The sequence below is a fragment of the Synechococcus sp. R5-13 genome (assembly GCF_047462015.1).
Lineage (GTDB): Bacteria > Cyanobacteriota > Cyanobacteriia > Thermostichales > Thermostichaceae > Thermostichus.
Map to the genome: position 1 here is coordinate 1 of NZ_JANSIL010000099.1, position 14720 is coordinate 14720.

The window sequence follows — 14720 nt, forward strand, 5'->3', positions numbered from 1 at the left end:
GTTCGCGCCAGCGGGCCGGAGGCCTTAAGCCCGCCCTGTACTGCGAAGCAGTCAGGGTCGGGTAGTTTACTAGCAAACAGATCCTGCTTGCCGCTCGAGTTTTGGCAGAGAAGGGGTGGTTCAAGGCACTTCCAACAGAGCCGCTTGCGGCCAGCCGAAGCCAGTTCGAAACACGGCCCTAGCGCTCTGCACTACTTCCGGTCTGGAACCTGCGAACACGACTACCCCTTGCCTGCAGCAAGTACCTACTCATAAATCCAGCTTTGGGCAACCGGTGTCCAGCTCACCAATTCCGACTCATCGAACCAAAGGGCGATCTCCCGCTGCGCGGTTTCAACTCCATCGGAGCCGTGAATGAGGTTGCGGCCAATGTCGATGCCAAAATCGCCGCGAATGGTGCCCGGTTCTGCCTCCAGGGGGTTGGTCTTGCCGATGAGCTTACGGGCGGCAGCAATCACCCCTTTGCCCTGCCAGACCATAGCCACCACCGGCCCCGAGGTAATGAACTTCACCAAACTGTGGAAGAAGGGGCGCTCCTTGTGTTCGGCGTAATGGGCTTCCGCCAGCTCTTGGCTCACTTGCACCAGCTTCAGGCCCACCAATTGGTAGCCCCGGCTCTCCAGGCGCTGGATGATGGTGCCCACCAGCCCCCGCTGCACGCCGTCTGGCTTGATGGCAATAAAGGTGCGCTCCATGGGATCTCCCCTCGTTTTACAGATCTTCACCGCTATCCTTGTACCGGATCGGGGATCCCAAGCGCAAGGGAGCAAAATTAGCGCTTTTTACGCGCCCACCACTGCCAAGGTCAGGAAGGCAGCCCCCACCACTGTAATCGCCCAGCCGGCCCAGCGAGTTAAGCCAGGGATCCGCAACCCCCAGCGTTCTGCTGCCCAAAGGGCCAGGAGAGCTACCCCATACTGGACGGTGCTCAACCCCAGTAGATATCCCACCCAAGGCATGGGTTGGGCGCCGATAATGGTTTCGGCGTAGGCATAGCCATGGAATAGCCCCGCCAGGGATCCCCCTATTAGCAAGAGCCAACTTGGGATCTGCCGCGGTTGCACCAGCAGCAAGCCGAAGAGAACCACGGAAGAGGCAATGGCCAGCTCCGTCAGTCCCAGGGGATCCCAGCCGGCCAGGTGGATCCCAGTGCCCACCAGACCCGCTAGCACAAAGCCCAGCGGGATCCCATAGCGCCAGGGCTGCCCCGCCGCTACAAGACCGATGGCCACGACGAAGGCCAGGTGATCCAAGCCAATGACAGGGTGAGCCAGCCCGGAGAGAAATCCCTCCCAGGCCGTTGCAGGCAGTTTCCCTCCCAGGGCGTGGTGGGCAAAAGCCGGCGAAAAAAACCCCGTAACTGCCAGTGCACCCCCAGCAGCGGCAAAGCTGGGGATCCCTTCCTTCCGCCACCGCCCAAGCGGCGATGGGACTTGCTGCCACAGCCAAGACATGCTTTTGGACCTCCCTGAGTTCTCTCAATAGCTGCCCAGATCTCCCAGTCTAGGGGCGCTCTCTGTACCCTTGCAGATTTTCCGGCTCAAACTGGCGCAAAATCCGCGTGGCTTCGCGGAGGCGGGTTTCGTTCTCTTCTTCCACAATGAGCACGTACTTGCCCGCAGCGAGGCGGTTGCGGTAAGCCAAAGCATCGCCGGAGCCACCAGACAAGCCCACTCCGCCGCCGACGAAAAAGCTGCCCATGGCCCCGCCCATCGCGCCCAATAGGCCGCCGATCAGGTGGTTGCCTATAGGTCCCGCCCAGGCAAAGGTATCCAAACCACTCAAAACGCTGAACCCCACCCCGGCCAAAAAGCCAAAGGGCACCAACCAAATGGCCAGGCGCCGCATCTGACGGCGGGCCGCTTGGGCCGGGTCAATCAGCCCAAACTCGTCGGCACTCTTGTAGCCCCGCCCCAGCAGATGCAATCGCTCCAGGGAAAAGCCGGCTTGTTCCAGGGCGCTGTAGGCCGCCTCAGCGGCTATGCGATCCGGCAGTACCGCGATTAAATAGCTCATGGACCCGGGGATCCAATCCGTTCCACATCTTATTGTCTGCCAAGTTTGAGCGAGGATCCCTGTGACCCAGTCTGGCTCCACTAGCGCTCCATCTACTAGCCTCTACCAGCGCTTTTACGAAGTGGTGCGGCGGATCCCGCCGGGCCGAGTGGCCACCTATGGGCAGGTGGCGCGGGTTGCCGGTTACCCCGGCTATGCTCGCCAGGTGGGCTATGCTTTGTTTCGCCTGCAAGGCCAAAACACCGACATCCCTTGGCACCGGGTGATCAACGCCCAGGGCTGCATTTCCTACTCCCCCTTTCGCCTCGGCTACGACGACCTGCAAAAGGCACTGCTGCAGGCGGAAGGGATCCGCTTTGACGCCCAAGGTCGGGTGGATCTGCAGCAATTCGGCTGGGATCCATGGGAAGCTTAACCTAAACTTGACCTAACCTTAGACAGGCCATAACGAAACCCCCATCCCACCCCTGGTAACGTGAACGCGGATGCGTCCTCTCTTGTGGATGGAGTGAAGGAATTGTCATGAAACCAGCTTGCCGTGCTCGAGGGTCTGCCCCTGCCAAGAGATGGCTCCCGGATTGGCTGAACCCTCTGGCCAGGTCCCTGTGGGTCGGGTTGTGGTGTTTGGTGCTGAGCCTGGCCAGCGCCTGCGGTAGCAGCAGCTCGGTTCCCCCAACCGGCGGAGGGGCTGGGTTTATCGCCTCGGATCCCAATGTGGCTCTCTCGACTCAGCCGCCCGCTTTTACCCTGCAAATCCTACATGCCAGCGACTTGGAAGCCTCGATCGCTGCCGTACAAGATGCGCCGCGCTTCTCGGCGGTGGTGAACGCTCTGCGCCCCCAATTCCCAAATACGGTGGTGCTCTCCAGTGGGGACAACTATATTCCCAGCCCCTTCTACAATGCCAGCACGGATCGGTCTCTGCAAGGCCGTTACAACCTCACCCCTGGCAAAGCCGATATCGAGATCATCAACGCCATTGGCTTTGAGGCGGCTGCCTTCGGCAACCACGAGTTCGACCAGGGCACGCGCCAAATTCGCGACCTCATCCGGCCCGACACTGGCCGCGGCTACGCTGGGGCTCGTTTTCCCTACTTGAGCGCCAACCTCAGCTTCAGCGGTACCGGCGAATTGGCTAGCTCTGACTTTGCTGCTGATGGTCAAGAGGCCAGCTCTATCCGCGGCAAGATCGCCAAGACGGCGGTGATCACGGTAGGAGGGCAGCGGATCGGTCTGGTGGGAGCCACCACCACCCGTTTGGCGGCCATCTCTAGCCCCGGCCCCGAGGTGAGGGTAGAAGGCAGGGTGGACGATACTGACCAGGTGAGTGCCGCTCTAATCCAGGGCTTCGTCGATCAACTCACCGCTCAGGGCATCAACAAAATTATCCTCCTAGCCCATCTGCAACAGTTGCAAAACGAGGTAGCCCTGGCCAGCCAATTGCGAAATGTGGACATCATCATTGCCGGCGGATCCCACCAGGTGATCGCCAAGCCCACCGATCGCCTGCGCACTGATTTGCCCGATACCCGCAGGGGTGACTACCCCATCTTGCGCTCCTCCGCCAGTGGTCAACCGGTGGCGGTGGTCAACACCGGCTCCAACTATCGCTACGTGGGCCGCCTGGTGGTCAGCTTTGACGCCAACGGGGTTATTGCCCGCATTGACCCGGTGAGCGGTGCCTATGCCACCGACGACCAAGGGGTAGCAGCTGTCAGGGGCACCCCCAATCCTGACGTAGTGCGGATAGCCAACGAAATTGGCAACATCATCCGCACCAAAGATGGCCGCACCTTCGGCTCCACCACCCAATTTCTCAACGGCCTGCGGGCAGAGGTGCGCACCGAGGAAACCAACCTGGGCAACCTCACTGCCGATGCCAACTTGGCCTACGCCAGAACGGTCGATCCTTCTACGGTTATCTCCCTGAAAAATGGCGGTGGCATTCGCGCTCCCATTGGGGCTACCACCGGCAGCGGCGGCGGTGAGCCGGTGCGGCGCATCCCACCGGTGGCTAACCCTGAAGCCGGCAAGCAGTCCGGTCAAATCTCTCAGCTGGACATCGAAACGGCCCTTGCTTTTAACAACGGCCTCTCTCTGTTGACCGTCACCGCTGAGGAACTGAAGCAGATAGTGGAACACGGGGTGGCGCAAACCCAGCCGGGAGCTACGCCGGGCCGCTTCCCCCAAATTGGCGGCTTTGCCTTTAGCTTTGATCCCTCGCGGCCACCGGGATCCCGCGTCCTCTCCTTGCGGGTGGATACGCCCACAGGTCGGGATGTGGTGGTGCGCAACGGCCAAGTGCAAGGGGATCCCAGACGCACCTTCCGCCTGGTGACCCTGGACTTCTTGGCCAATGGTGGGGATGACTATCCCTTCCCTCGCCTGTCTAACCCCAACCGGGTCAACTTGGCCCCCAGCTCTGGCATTACCTTCGACACCCCCGGCAGCGAGCAAGATGCCTTGGCTCGGTATTTGCGGCAGATCGGCGTGTTCACCGAACCGGACACCCCGCCGGCCCAGGATACCCGCATCCAGAACCTGTCGGCCCGCCCAGATACGGTGCTGCAAGGTCTGTAGATTGGGTTAACAGACTGGGGCAGATTGGTCCAGAGGAGTGGTAATCCGGTGCCGGGCTTCCTTCTTGCCAAAGGAGAGATTGGCTTGGATGAGTTGCCTCAGCAGCGTGCCGGAGAAATGTCTTGAGCTTTTTAGGAAGGGATCCCTGGCCAGTGTCAAGGATCCCTTTTCTTTATTTCCAGAAAGCTCGATGCAGGACCTGCTGTCATTGCTTGGCAACATTTACCGGAATGCCCAGGCGGGCCGTGAACCTTGCGGGCATTGCCCACAATAGGTGGATTTGTATACGGATTGAATTGCTTCCTCAAGGAGGAATCATTACCATCAAGGGTGACGTTCGCTCCTTTTGCTGTTCATGACCCTGGAGACGTTTTTTACCCAGCTCAACGCCAATGGCTTAGCCATTGCGCTTTTGCTCTTTGCCACCCCTTGGGTGGTTTGGGTTCTCTGCGACTGGATCCCAGGCCAATGGGAGGAGCCTTTTTTGCTCAGCTTAAGTATCGGCTTGGGAGCGGTAACTCTTGTCCTCTGGGCGGGCTACTTGGCCTATGCCACCAACACCGCCGGCTGGCAGGCGGTGGTGAAGCAGGCGGATATGTTCTTGCTGCTGGTGCCTCCCTGGACTTTTCTTAGCTCCATCTGGGTGGCGCGGCAGCGCATGCCTCTCTCGCGGGTGCCGGCTTTTCGCACCTTGCAAGGGATCGGCATTTTGGCGGCAGTCTATCTTATTTTTTCTTGGCTCAGTCGCCGGGTTTATCTTGTCTTCTTTTCCCGCCTACCCTTTTCGGCTTTCTTGTGGATCCTGGCAGGGCTGTTGGGGGTGGCGTACATCGGCTATCGCATCATCTTCGGGGATCCGCCCAAGTACCCGCCTGAAACCTGAGGGGACGGACAGCAGGGACTAAAATCAAGGGAGACCTTTTGCAACTTGGCAATGGTGACCGTCCCTCTGACTTCAGCCCTGAATATCGACTATCGTCCTCTACAGGAGCTGTTATCGGCGGGAGCCTGGCTGGAGGCGGATCGGCTGAGCCTACAACTGCTATGTCGGGCGGCAGGAGAGGGGGCGGCGCGGCGGGGCTGGCTGTATTTTTCCGAGGTGAGCCGGATCCCGGTCGAGGATCTGCGCACGATCGATCGCCTGTGGCGGGCGGCCTCCGGGGATCGCTTTGGCTACTCGGTGCAGCGGCAACTGTGGCTGGGGGTGAACCGCAACTGGGAGCGCCTTTGGCCCCTCATCGGCTGGAAACAGGGCTACCACTGGACTCGCTACCCCGACGAGTTCATCTGGGATCTCTCCGCCCCCAAGGGCCACCTGCCCCTTTCCAACCAACTGCGGGGGGTGCGGGTTCTGGAGGAGTTGCTCACCCACAAGGCTTGGGAAGAAGTGTCTGGCTGAGCATCCCTGGTTACTGGCTGAATCATAATTGGACTAGACTGTGGCCGAGCAACTGCAACTAACCCAATTTCCCAACTTGCCCATCGACCTGGCCCAGGCCTGTGAGCAGGCCATCCAGGCTACACGGCTGGCTATGCAAGCAGGATATCGCCGCCTGCTCATTGAGATCCTGGCTCCTGAGATTAAACCGGAAGTCTTGGCCCGTCCGTTTTTGGAGCTGCTGCAACCGCCTGCTTTGGTGCTATTCAGCGATGCCGGCGGAGCAGCCCTGGCCCAGCGGGAATGGGGATCCCTGCCAGAAGGGATTGAATTACAGAGCTTGACTTCCCGGACTCAACCTACCCCAGAACAGAGCCTCCTGCTGGTGATGCCCGCGGTTTACAGCTTGGATCAGGTGGAGCGGGTTTGCCAAGCGGTCAGTGGCGGGGATCCCTCTGGGCTGGCTTCCAAAGGACGGGATCCCAAACCCGTCGTTCTCCTCAACCCCCAATTGCAGGATGCCGCCACCGTGGGGGTGGGTCTGGCCGGTCGCCGACTGCGGCAGCGGTTCCTGAGCACCTTTGAGACCAGCTACTACCTGCGCTCCCTGGTGGAGGGGGCCCTGTTTCGGGCCTATCCGGATCCCTGGAGCGTGTGGCAGCAGGAAGAGCCCGGCCTCTACAGCGTCTTGAAGACTTTTATTGCCCAGCCCACCGGCGAGGAAGTGGCCGAACTGTTCAGGGCCAGCAAGGGAAAGGATCCCTGGTGGAGCTGGCGGCGCTGGCTGGGATCCCTGTGAGGGTCAGGATCTCATGGGGAGAAAGGCCAGGGGTGAGGGTTAGTACTATCTCAAACTCTTTTAATAAAGACTATAAAGCTCCCCGCCTCATCTCTATTTCGGTGATATGATCACACCACGCTAGGAGTGTCTGGGGATCCCCCCCCAGGCTGAGATTACATCCTCAGAACCTGATCTGGTTCATACCAGCGTAGGAAAGCGAGCACTGGAGTTGACAACATGCGCAGCGAATGGGTTGCCCGTCGCCGTGGGCAAGCAAATGTAACGCAGATGCACTTTGCCCGTCAGGGCGTGATTACCGAAGAGATGGAGTATGTGGCCCAGCGGGAAAACCTGCCGCCTGAACTGATCCGCTCGGAAGTGGCCCGGGGTCGCATGATCATCCCTGCCAACATCAATCACACCAACCTCGAGCCGATGTGCATTGGGATCGCTTCCCGGTGCAAAGTCAATGCCAACATTGGCGCTTCCCCTACTTCTTCCGGCTTGGCCGAAGAGCTGGAAAAGCTGAAATTGGCCATCAAATACGGCGCCGATACCGTTATGGATCTGTCCACCGGCGGGGGCGATTTGGATGAAATTCGCACAGCCATTATCCAAGCTTCTCCAGTGCCCATTGGCACGGTGCCCATCTACCAGGCCCTAGAAAGCGTGCATGGCAATGTCGAAAAACTCTCGGCAGAAGATATCTTGCATATTATCGAAAAGCAGGCCCAGCAAGGGGTGGACTACATGACCATCCATGCCGGGATCCTGATCGAATATCTTCCGTTGGTACGCCACCGCCTGACGGGAATTGTTTCTCGTGGGGGTGGGATCCTGGCCCGTTGGATGTTGGCCCACCACAAACAAAACCCGCTTTATACCCACTTCCGCGACATTATCGAGATTTTCAAGAAATACGATGTTTCTTTTAGTCTGGGAGATTCTTTGCGACCGGGATGTTTGCACGATGCCTCTGATGAGGCGCAACTGGCGGAGTTGAAAACCCTGGGCCAGCTGACCCGCATGGCCTGGGAGCACGATGTGCAGGTGATGGTAGAAGGGCCGGGGCACGTGCCGATGGATCAAATTGAATTTAACGTGCGCAAGCAAATGGAGGAGTGCGACGAAGCTCCCTTCTACGTTTTGGGGCCTTTGGTAACCGATATTGCGGCAGGCTATGACCACATCAGCTCCGCCATTGGGGCGGCCTTGGCTGGCTGGTACGGGGCAGCCATGCTTTGCTATGTCACCCCCAAAGAGCACCTGGGTTTGCCCAATGCAGAGGACGTGCGCAACGGCTTAATTGCCTATAAAATTGCCGCCCATGCTGCCGATATTGCCCGTCATCGCCCCGGTGCCAGGGATCGGGATGATGAGATGTCCAGAGCTCGCTATAACTTCGACTGGAACCGACAATTTGAACTGTCTTTGGATCCAGAACGCGCCAGAGAATATCACGACGAAACCTTGCCGGCAGATATCTACAAAACGGCAGAGTTCTGCTCCATGTGTGGGCCAAAGTTTTGCCCTATGCAAACCAAGATGGATGCAGAGGCTTTGAGCGAGCTGGAGCGGTTCTTGGCCGCGCAGCCAACAGGGTAAGCCTTGGCCCATCCCTGCCCTGAAGGCTTGAAAAAGGCCATCGTCTGTCTCGCCTATGGACTGGATTGGGATCCCTGTCTCAAGTTCTCAAGAAGTCAGGTCTAGAGCCCTGTCTTGCTGCGGGGATCCCTACCCTTCGGGGTGGGGAGTGTGTCAAGCTGATCTGGAGGAGAACCGTTGCAGTTGGCTCAATTGAGCACAGAGGATGACATGGCACTTAGACAACTCGGGCATGTCGCCATCCGGGTAGAAGACATCCCCAAGGCGGTGGAGTTCTACCAAAAGCTGGGCATGGTTAACGTCTGGCAGGATCCCGACTGGGCCTACATGAAGGCGGGAGAGGATGGGCTGGCACTGCTGGGGCCGGGCTATCGCGCAGCAGGGCCCCACTTTGGCTTTGTCTTCGACAACCTGGAGGAGCTTCGGCAAGAGCACCAGCGCCTGAAATCCCAAGGGATCCTGGTGGGGGAAATCCATAGCCACCGGGATGGCACGGCCTCTTTCTATGGCAAGGATCCCGACGGCAACCTGTTTGAGTTTTTGTATGAACCTGCGGGAACCTTCGACCAAGCCAAGGCAGCCCAAGCCACAGCTTGACTTAGCACCTTGAGGGCGCTCCCCCAAGTACTCTCAGTTTGTCCAACGCAAAGGGATCCTCTTGTACACAGGGGATCCCCTTTTTGACCGGCTTTAGGAATACCCCTTGCCCAATTTGAATCGGCAGGAGCTGCCCACTCAGTCACCAGATCTGCTGGAGGTTTGCACGTACAAAATCACCAGGAAGATGGCGGGCACCAGAACGACTAAGAGAGTGGCCAAGATGCCCAGGTAGTTCGTCTCCATAACTCCAAATGCCACAAGCCCAACTGGCAGTCAGCATACCACTCTTGAGTACGACTTGCCCAAAGGGAAAACGGGCGGGCCAAGGCTAGGGCTTGGTTTTGACCGAAACATCCCCCAACACCTTGGTCTGGCAAGCAAGGCGGTAGCTATCGGGCTTGCGCTTGAGCTTGCGGTTTTCTGCCTCGGTGCGAGGGGAGAGGTTCTCGGATCCCTCAACAATCTCCACCACACAGGTGCCACACTGGCCGTTGCCGCCGCAGTTGAGCAGCTTGGCCATCATTTTGTAGAGATCGATCTGGTTTTCCAGAGCCTTCAAGCGCAAGTTAGCGCCTTCAGCGACGAAGATCTCTCGGTTCTCGTTGACGAAGCGAATCGTTGCCATACCCCTGCCAGAAACCACGACACCTTTCAGCCTGAGCCAGGAGAGCGCTCACAGTTGCTAAGTATTGTAACATTTTAAGTCATATTTTTAATCTCTGGCGAGAGATCTGGGAAGATGATGCCTAAAGTGAGACGGCATCCTGCCTGAAGCCACTCAGGTCGGTAGCGTTTCGTTATACTGTTTGATGCCCGTGATGGAAATTCTGAGAGCGATATCCTCTTGGGTGCGCTCAGGGGTTCAAGCGGGTGCGGCACCCCCCGACTCTGAAGAGACTGCTCAGGTCAGGATCCCAGGTAAGATGTCGGCTTAATTTTGACTGGATATCGCGCAAGTGTTGGAGAACGTGGAGGACCGAGCTTTATGGGACTACCGTGGTATCGGGTCCATACGGTTGTACTGAATGACCCAGGTCGCCTGATCGCGGTTCACCTGATGCATACCGCTCTGGTAGCAGGTTGGGCCGGGTCGATGGCGCTCTATGAAACGGCCATTTTCGATCCGTCGGATCCTGTCCTGAATCCGATGTGGCGTCAGGGCATGTTTGTCATGCCATTTATGGTTCGCCTGGGGGTGGTCAACTCCTGGGGCGGTTGGAATATCTACGGCGAGAGCGTTGCCAATGCGGGCTTCTGGACGTTTGAAGGGGTAGCCACTGCCCATATCGTTTTGTCCGGCTTGCTCTTCTTGGCTGCCTGCTGGCACTGGGTGTACTGGGATCTGGAGCTGTTCCGGGATCCCCGCACCGGCGAGCCGGCTTTGGATCTGCCGAAAATATTTGGGATCCACCTGCTGTTGGCCGGGATCCTCTGCTTTGGGTTTGGCGCCTTTCACCTGACGGGGGTGTTTGGCCCGGGGATGTGGGTGAGCGATCCCTATGCGACGACGGGACACGTCCAGCCGGTAGCACCGGAATGGGGGCCAGCCGGTTTTAACCCCTACAACGCCGGAGGGGTGGTGGCCCACCACATTGCTGCAGGCATCGTGGGCATCATTGCAGGTCTATTTCACATCACGGTACGCCCACCCCAGCGCCTCTATCGCGCTCTGCGAATGGGGAACATCGAGACGGTGCTTTCCAGCTCGATTGCGGCGGTGTTTTTTGCCGGTTTTGTGGTGGCCGGAACCATGTGGTACGGCAGCGCCACTACCCCTGTGGAGCTGTTTGGTCCCACCCGCTACCAATGGGATTCTGGCTATTTCAACCAGGAGATTAACCGCCGGGTAAATGCGGCTATGGAAGCCGGGATGACCCGCAGCGAGGCCTACAACTCCCTGCCCAAATCTTTGCTCTTCTACGACTACGTGGGCAACAGCCCGGCCAAGGGGGGTCTGTTCCGAGCTGGCCCCATGAACAAAGGGGATGGCATTGCCATCGAGTGGCTGGGCTACCCAGTGTTCCGTGACCGCGAAGGGCGCGAGCTGACGGTGCAGCGGATGCCCAATTTCTTCGAAACCTTCCCGGTTATTCTGCGGGATGCCGATGGCGTGGTGCGGGCAGACATTCCCTTCCGTCGGGCAGAGTCTCGCTATAGCTTTGAGCAGGTGGGCGTGACGGTGGAGTTTTACGGCGGCAAGCTGGACGGTCAGGTGTTTACCGACCCGGCAACCGTCAAGAAATATGCCCGCCAGGCCCAGTTGGGTCAGTTGTTTGAGTTCGACCGAGAAACCCCCAAGGCGGACGGCACCTTCCACACCAGCCCCCGCGGTTGGTTTACCTTTGCTCACGCCGTCTTTGCCCTGCTGTTCTTCTTCGGCCACATTTGGCACGGCGCCCGTACCCTCTTCCGCGATGTGTTCGCCGGTATTGACCCCAATATGAGCGAGGAAATGGTGGAGTTCGGCGTCTTCCAGAAAGTAGGGGATCCCACTACCCGCAAGGTGCAGGAAGCCTAGAGCCCTTTTCGGCGATGCCGTCGGCACTCTGCTTCACTTTGGAGATGGGGTGCTGGCGGCTCTGAGTTAATCTGGAATCAAGCCCCCCTTAGCAATCCTTAGCAATTCTGACTTGGAGGTTTCGTATGGAAGTCATCACCTACACCTTTATCCTGTTTTTGACGTTGGGCCTTTTATTTTTCGCAGTTGCCTTTCGGGAAACTCCGAGAATTACCAAGAAGTAACCCAGGGTAGTGGCTGCCGTTCCTGCTGTGCCGGGCTCAAGCAAGGCAGAGGGAAGGTCAGTCTCTTTTGAGATTTGTGGTTTAGGCTTAGTTCTGGATGGGGCCGGAGCTCTCTCCGGCTTTCCTATTTGCGGTTGGGTAGCGGCAACTCGGAATGGAGTGATTCCAAAATAAGATTCCAAAATAAATAGTCAAGTAGCGGCAACCTGAGGATCCTTCCTTTTGGGAGAGGAGGGGGGAGTTCTCAGAGCTACTGAGACCCTTTTCGGTACTCTTCAGTACTCTGTAGGAGAACGCTTGTCCTACTGCTCAAATTGAACTCGCTAAGGATGCCTTAGGATGGCTTTTGGGATCCCAGAGACAGCTTAGCTTGGGTTCAGATTCAAGATTGGGTTAACGATGGCAACAGTGCTGCTGGTGGAAGATGATCCGATCAACGCCCGTGTTTTTGAGAAGGTGTTGCGACGGCGGGGAGGTTTTGAGGTCTTTCACAGCCAGGATGTGGAGCAGATTTTGAAGCTGGCCCAGGGGCACGAGGTGGATGTCATTTTGTTGGATGTTTCCCTGTCCCAGAGCACCTTTCGCGGCGAGGCGGTGGACGGGATCCGCATTGCCCAACTGCTGAAGGGGGATCCAAAAAGCCGCTCCATCCCCATTATTTTGGTGACGGCCCACGCCATGCGGGGCGACCGCGAGGCATTCTTGGCCCAGAGCGGGGCGGATGGTTATATCGCCAAGCCAGTGGTGGATCACGAGGAGATGGTGAATCAAGTTCGCCAGGTGTTGTCTCAAGGGCCGAGGCAGGAGTGAGCTGTCCCGGAGAAGAATGGAGAAGAAGAATTAGGCGGCGAAGCTGTGCAAAATCGACTGCCAGAAGGGGATCCCATCCTGCCCTGGCAAATCAGGATCTGCTGCCCGCTCGGGGTGGGGCATCAAACCCAAGATCCGACCGCTGGGATCGCAAATGCCGGCGATGTTGTCCACAGAGCCGTTGGGCGCAACCGGAGCATAGCGAAAGACGATCTGCCCTTGATCCTGCAATTGCTTGAGGGTATCCGGGTCGCAGGTATAGCGGCCTTCCCCATGGGCGATGGGCAGGGTTAGGGTGGATCCCTGGGGATACGCGCTTGTCCAGGGAAGATCCTGCCGTTCTATACGGATCCCCACTCGGTCGCAGATAAAGTGCAGGTTGGCATTGCGCACCAGCGCCCCCGGCAGCAGGCCCGCCTCTGTCAAGATCTGAAAGCCATTGCAGATGCCCAGCACATAGCCCCCTCGCGCCGCGTGCTCCTTCAGGGATCCCATCACCGGAGCAAAACGAGCGATGGCCCCACAACGCAAATAATCCCCATAGCTGAAGCCCCCCGGCAGCACCACCACATCCAGCTCCGACAAATCCGTCTCTCGGTGCCAGATCAGCCGCGTTGGGCAGCCCAAGAGGCCGCGGGTTACCCAGGCTACATCTCGGTCGCAGTTGGAACCCGGAAAAACAACAACGCCAAACCTCACGCCAGCCATTGGGATCCCTTAAGTGAGAGGAAAGAAGATGGTCAGATTAGAGGGATGGAAGAGGGGTTGGGGGTATTTTTGGAATGGCCATCAGATCAACCCCAAATCGCGTGAACCCATCAAATTAACCACCGATGGCAGCCACTTGGATTTGATAAGTCTCAATCACCGGGTTGGCCAGCAGTTGATGGCACAGCTCATCCACCTGGCGGTGGGCGGTCTCGGCGTCGGGGGCCTCTAGCTGCAGTTGGATATGCTTGCCAATGCGCACCTGCTGTACCTGGGTATGCCCCAGCTGATGCAAGCTGGACTGAACCGCAGCCCCGGCGGGATCGAGAACAGAGGGGCGTAGGTGAATCTGAATCTGGGCCTGGAACTGCATAGAATAAAGGCTGGATCTGTTACCAGTGTACCAGTCGAATCATCACAGCTTTGGGTTCAGCCATGGATGCGTCGCGCGTGGTGGCCATTGCCCACAACGTTTTCCGGGAAACGATTCGGGATCGGATTCTCTACCTGGTGATGGTATTTGCGGTGGCCATGCTGGGAGCCACTGTTTTGATCCCGCAGGTGGCCAACCAGGCCCACAACAAAATCATTGCCGACCTGGGGTTGGCAGCCATTCACTTCTTCGGCCTGATCGTGGCCATTTTCGTGGGCACAGGGCTGGTGAATAAGGAGATTGAAAAACGCACGGTGTATGTGCTGATCGCCAAACCCATGAGCCGGGCAGAGTTCATTGTCGGCAAGCATCTGGGCCTATCGGCGCTGCTGTCGGTGCTGGTGCTGCTGATGACGGTCGTGTTTCTGCTGAGCTTGCTGCTGGTGCAGGCCCCGATCCCCCTTTTGGCCATTCTCTGGGCAACAGTCTTCACTTTCTTAGAGCTGGTGCTGATTGTTGCCGCAGCCCTGCTGTTCGGGGTTTTCACTTCCTCGATTCTGGCCACCCTCTACACCATTGCCCTGTTCCTGATGGGCCATGCCAGCCGCGCCCTGCTGCAACTGAGCAAGCTGGTGAAAGATGCCGGATTTGGCAAACTGTTTGAGGTGATTTATTTGATCCTGCCGGATTTGGAGCGCCTCAATTTGAGAGATGCTGCGGTTTACGGCCAAGTTCCGCCCCCAGCAGAACTTCTCGGAGATGCACTGTACGGCTTGGTTTACACCCTTTTGCTGCTGATTCTGGCAGTGTTGGTGTTCGCCCGGCGTGAGTTCTGACGTTACCTCTTCCCCCATGCGTTTTTTCCACTTCTATACGCCCGAACAGGTGCCTTCATCTGGGATCCCGGAGTGTGCGGTGGCCATTGATGTGCTGCGGGCCACCACCACCATTGCCACAGCGCTGGCAGCAGGAGCAGAAGCGGTACAGGTGTTTGCCCACCTGCAGCAGCTCCAAGAGGCAAGCCAAAACTGGCCGGCTTCCCAGCGGCTTTTGGCCGGGGAACGGGGGGGCAAAGCGGTGGCGGGGTTTGATCTGGGCAACTCCCCCCTCGACTACACTCCCGACCG

The 14720-nt window shown here is 58.3% G+C and carries 19 protein-coding genes and 1 riboswitch; of the genes, 12 read left to right on the forward strand and 7 right to left on the reverse strand.

The features are described 5' to 3' along the window. Window positions 1-245: 245 nt before the first annotated feature. The 3 genes from ndk to NW840_RS08180 form a co-directional block, all read right to left on the reverse strand. On the reverse strand, window positions 246-695 hold the full coding sequence (ndk, locus tag NW840_RS08170) for a nucleoside-diphosphate kinase (RefSeq protein ID WP_011431937.1): 450 nt from the start codon (window positions 693-695) through the stop codon (window positions 246-248). Between the two features lie 87 nt (window positions 696-782). Next, a complete protein-coding gene (locus NW840_RS08175; RefSeq protein ID WP_011431938.1) occupies window positions 783-1454 on the reverse strand; it encodes a HupE/UreJ family protein in 672 nt (223 codons plus the stop codon). A 49-nt stretch (window positions 1455-1503) separates the two neighbouring features. Continuing rightward, entirely contained in the window at window positions 1504-2016 is a 513-nt protein-coding gene (locus tag NW840_RS08180) for a hypothetical protein (RefSeq protein ID WP_011431939.1), read from the reverse strand. Between the two features lie 61 nt (window positions 2017-2077). Here NW840_RS08180 and NW840_RS08185 point away from each other — a divergent pair, with 61 nt between their 5' ends. The 7 genes from NW840_RS08185 (at window position 2078) to NW840_RS08215 (ending at window position 8957) form a co-directional block, all read left to right on the forward strand. Beyond that, window positions 2078-2431: an MGMT family protein gene (locus NW840_RS08185; RefSeq protein ID WP_414343587.1), complete on the forward strand. Its 354-nt coding sequence runs from the start codon at window positions 2078-2080 to the stop codon at window positions 2429-2431. A gap of 212 nt (window positions 2432-2643) precedes the next feature. Further along, entirely contained in the window at window positions 2644-4596 is a 1953-nt protein-coding gene (locus NW840_RS08190) for a bifunctional metallophosphatase/5'-nucleotidase (protein WP_414343597.1), read from the forward strand. A 355-nt stretch (window positions 4597-4951) separates the two neighbouring features. Next, window positions 4952-5479: a hypothetical protein gene (locus tag NW840_RS08195; protein ID WP_414343588.1), complete on the forward strand. Its 528-nt coding sequence runs from the start codon at window positions 4952-4954 to the stop codon at window positions 5477-5479. 51 nt (window positions 5480-5530) lie between these two features. Further along, window positions 5531-5995 (forward strand): GUN4 domain-containing protein, encoded by a 465-nt coding sequence (locus NW840_RS08200; RefSeq protein ID WP_414330005.1) that lies wholly within the window; start codon window positions 5531-5533, stop codon window positions 5993-5995. 40 nt (window positions 5996-6035) lie between these two features. Then, window positions 6036-6773, forward strand: a complete 738-nt coding sequence (locus NW840_RS08205; protein WP_414343589.1) for a DUF1995 family protein — start codon at window positions 6036-6038, stop codon at window positions 6771-6773. A gap of 112 nt (window positions 6774-6885) precedes the next feature. After that, window positions 6886-6987, forward strand: a riboswitch (TPP riboswitch). Between the two features lie 5 nt (window positions 6988-6992). Further along, complete coding sequence (gene thiC / locus NW840_RS08210) at window positions 6993-8360, forward strand: phosphomethylpyrimidine synthase ThiC (RefSeq protein WP_414343591.1); 1368 nt, start codon at window positions 6993-6995, stop codon at window positions 8358-8360. 210 nt (window positions 8361-8570) lie between these two features. Beyond that, complete coding sequence (locus NW840_RS08215; protein ID WP_414330014.1) at window positions 8571-8957, forward strand: VOC family protein; 387 nt, start codon at window positions 8571-8573, stop codon at window positions 8955-8957. Between the two features lie 138 nt (window positions 8958-9095). On the opposite strand, the gene psbM is transcribed toward NW840_RS08215, so the two are convergent. Both psbM and NW840_RS08225 read right to left on the reverse strand, forming a co-directional pair. Continuing rightward, a complete protein-coding gene (gene psbM, locus NW840_RS08220; RefSeq protein WP_071818137.1) occupies window positions 9096-9203 on the reverse strand; it encodes a photosystem II reaction center protein PsbM in 108 nt (35 codons plus the stop codon). Window positions 9204-9288: 85 nt separating this feature from the next. Beyond that, window positions 9289-9585, reverse strand: a complete 297-nt coding sequence (locus NW840_RS08225; RefSeq protein ID WP_011431947.1) for a 2Fe-2S iron-sulfur cluster-binding protein — start codon at window positions 9583-9585, stop codon at window positions 9289-9291. A 360-nt stretch (window positions 9586-9945) separates the two neighbouring features. On the opposite strand from NW840_RS08225, the gene psbB reads away from it, so the two are divergent. The 3 genes from psbB to NW840_RS08240 all read left to right on the forward strand — a co-directional run bounded on the left by psbB (window position 9946) and on the right by NW840_RS08240 (window position 12512). Then, complete coding sequence (gene psbB / locus NW840_RS08230) at window positions 9946-11478, forward strand: photosystem II chlorophyll-binding protein CP47 (RefSeq protein WP_011431948.1); 1533 nt, start codon at window positions 9946-9948, stop codon at window positions 11476-11478. 125 nt (window positions 11479-11603) lie between these two features. Next, window positions 11604-11702: a photosystem II reaction center protein T gene (locus tag NW840_RS08235; RefSeq protein ID WP_414343593.1), complete on the forward strand. Its 99-nt coding sequence runs from the start codon at window positions 11604-11606 to the stop codon at window positions 11700-11702. Between the two features lie 399 nt (window positions 11703-12101). Beyond that, window positions 12102-12512: a response regulator gene (locus NW840_RS08240; RefSeq protein WP_414343594.1), complete on the forward strand. Its 411-nt coding sequence runs from the start codon at window positions 12102-12104 to the stop codon at window positions 12510-12512. A 30-nt stretch (window positions 12513-12542) separates the two neighbouring features. Here NW840_RS08240 and purQ read toward each other — a convergent pair whose 3' ends face one another. Together purQ and purS are read right to left on the reverse strand one after the other, a co-directional pair. Then, window positions 12543-13220, reverse strand: a complete 678-nt coding sequence (gene purQ / locus NW840_RS08245; protein ID WP_414343596.1) for a phosphoribosylformylglycinamidine synthase subunit PurQ — start codon at window positions 13218-13220, stop codon at window positions 12543-12545. Window positions 13221-13335: 115 nt separating this feature from the next. Next, window positions 13336-13593: a phosphoribosylformylglycinamidine synthase subunit PurS gene (gene purS, locus NW840_RS08250; protein WP_011431952.1), complete on the reverse strand. Its 258-nt coding sequence runs from the start codon at window positions 13591-13593 to the stop codon at window positions 13336-13338. A gap of 62 nt (window positions 13594-13655) precedes the next feature. On the opposite strand from purS, the gene NW840_RS08255 reads away from it, so the two are divergent. Next, a complete protein-coding gene (locus tag NW840_RS08255) occupies window positions 13656-14429 on the forward strand; it encodes an ABC transporter permease (protein WP_414330211.1) in 774 nt (257 codons plus the stop codon). Window positions 14430-14445: 16 nt separating this feature from the next. Further along, on the forward strand, window positions 14446-14720 hold a 275-nt coding region (locus NW840_RS08260), incomplete at its 3' end, for a 2-phosphosulfolactate phosphatase (protein WP_414343599.1).

Excerpts from the sequence above, each read along its gene's own strand:
- NW840_RS08195 (WP_414343588.1), top strand. The coding sequence starts at position 4,952 with ATGACCCTGGAGACGTTTTTTACCCAGCTCAACGCCAATGGCTTAGCC.
- psbM (WP_071818137.1), bottom strand. The coding sequence starts at position 9,203 with ATGGAGACGAACTACCTGGGCATCTTGGCCACTCTCTTAGTCGTTCTG.
- NW840_RS08215 (WP_414330014.1), top strand. The coding sequence starts at position 8,571 with ATGGCACTTAGACAACTCGGGCATGTCGCCATCCGGGTAGAAGACATC.
- NW840_RS08180 (WP_011431939.1), bottom strand. The coding sequence starts at position 2,016 with ATGAGCTATTTAATCGCGGTACTGCCGGATCGCATAGCCGCTGAGGCG.
- NW840_RS08200 (WP_414330005.1), top strand. The coding sequence starts at position 5,531 with ATGGTGACCGTCCCTCTGACTTCAGCCCTGAATATCGACTATCGTCCT.
- purQ (WP_414343596.1), bottom strand. The coding sequence starts at position 13,220 with ATGGCTGGCGTGAGGTTTGGCGTTGTTGTTTTTCCGGGTTCCAACTGC.
- ndk (WP_011431937.1), bottom strand. The coding sequence starts at position 695 with ATGGAGCGCACCTTTATTGCCATCAAGCCAGACGGCGTGCAGCGGGGG.
- NW840_RS08175 (WP_011431938.1), bottom strand. The coding sequence starts at position 1,454 with ATGTCTTGGCTGTGGCAGCAAGTCCCATCGCCGCTTGGGCGGTGGCGG.
- NW840_RS08225 (WP_011431947.1), bottom strand. The coding sequence starts at position 9,585 with ATGGCAACGATTCGCTTCGTCAACGAGAACCGAGAGATCTTCGTCGCT.
- thiC (WP_414343591.1), top strand. The coding sequence starts at position 6,993 with ATGCGCAGCGAATGGGTTGCCCGTCGCCGTGGGCAAGCAAATGTAACG.
- psbB (WP_011431948.1), top strand. The coding sequence starts at position 9,946 with ATGGGACTACCGTGGTATCGGGTCCATACGGTTGTACTGAATGACCCA.
- NW840_RS08255 (WP_414330211.1), top strand. The coding sequence starts at position 13,656 with ATGGATGCGTCGCGCGTGGTGGCCATTGCCCACAACGTTTTCCGGGAA.
- purS (WP_011431952.1), bottom strand. The coding sequence starts at position 13,593 with ATGCAGTTCCAGGCCCAGATTCAGATTCACCTACGCCCCTCTGTTCTC.
- NW840_RS08235 (WP_414343593.1), top strand. The coding sequence starts at position 11,604 with ATGGAAGTCATCACCTACACCTTTATCCTGTTTTTGACGTTGGGCCTT.
- NW840_RS08240 (WP_414343594.1), top strand. The coding sequence starts at position 12,102 with ATGGCAACAGTGCTGCTGGTGGAAGATGATCCGATCAACGCCCGTGTT.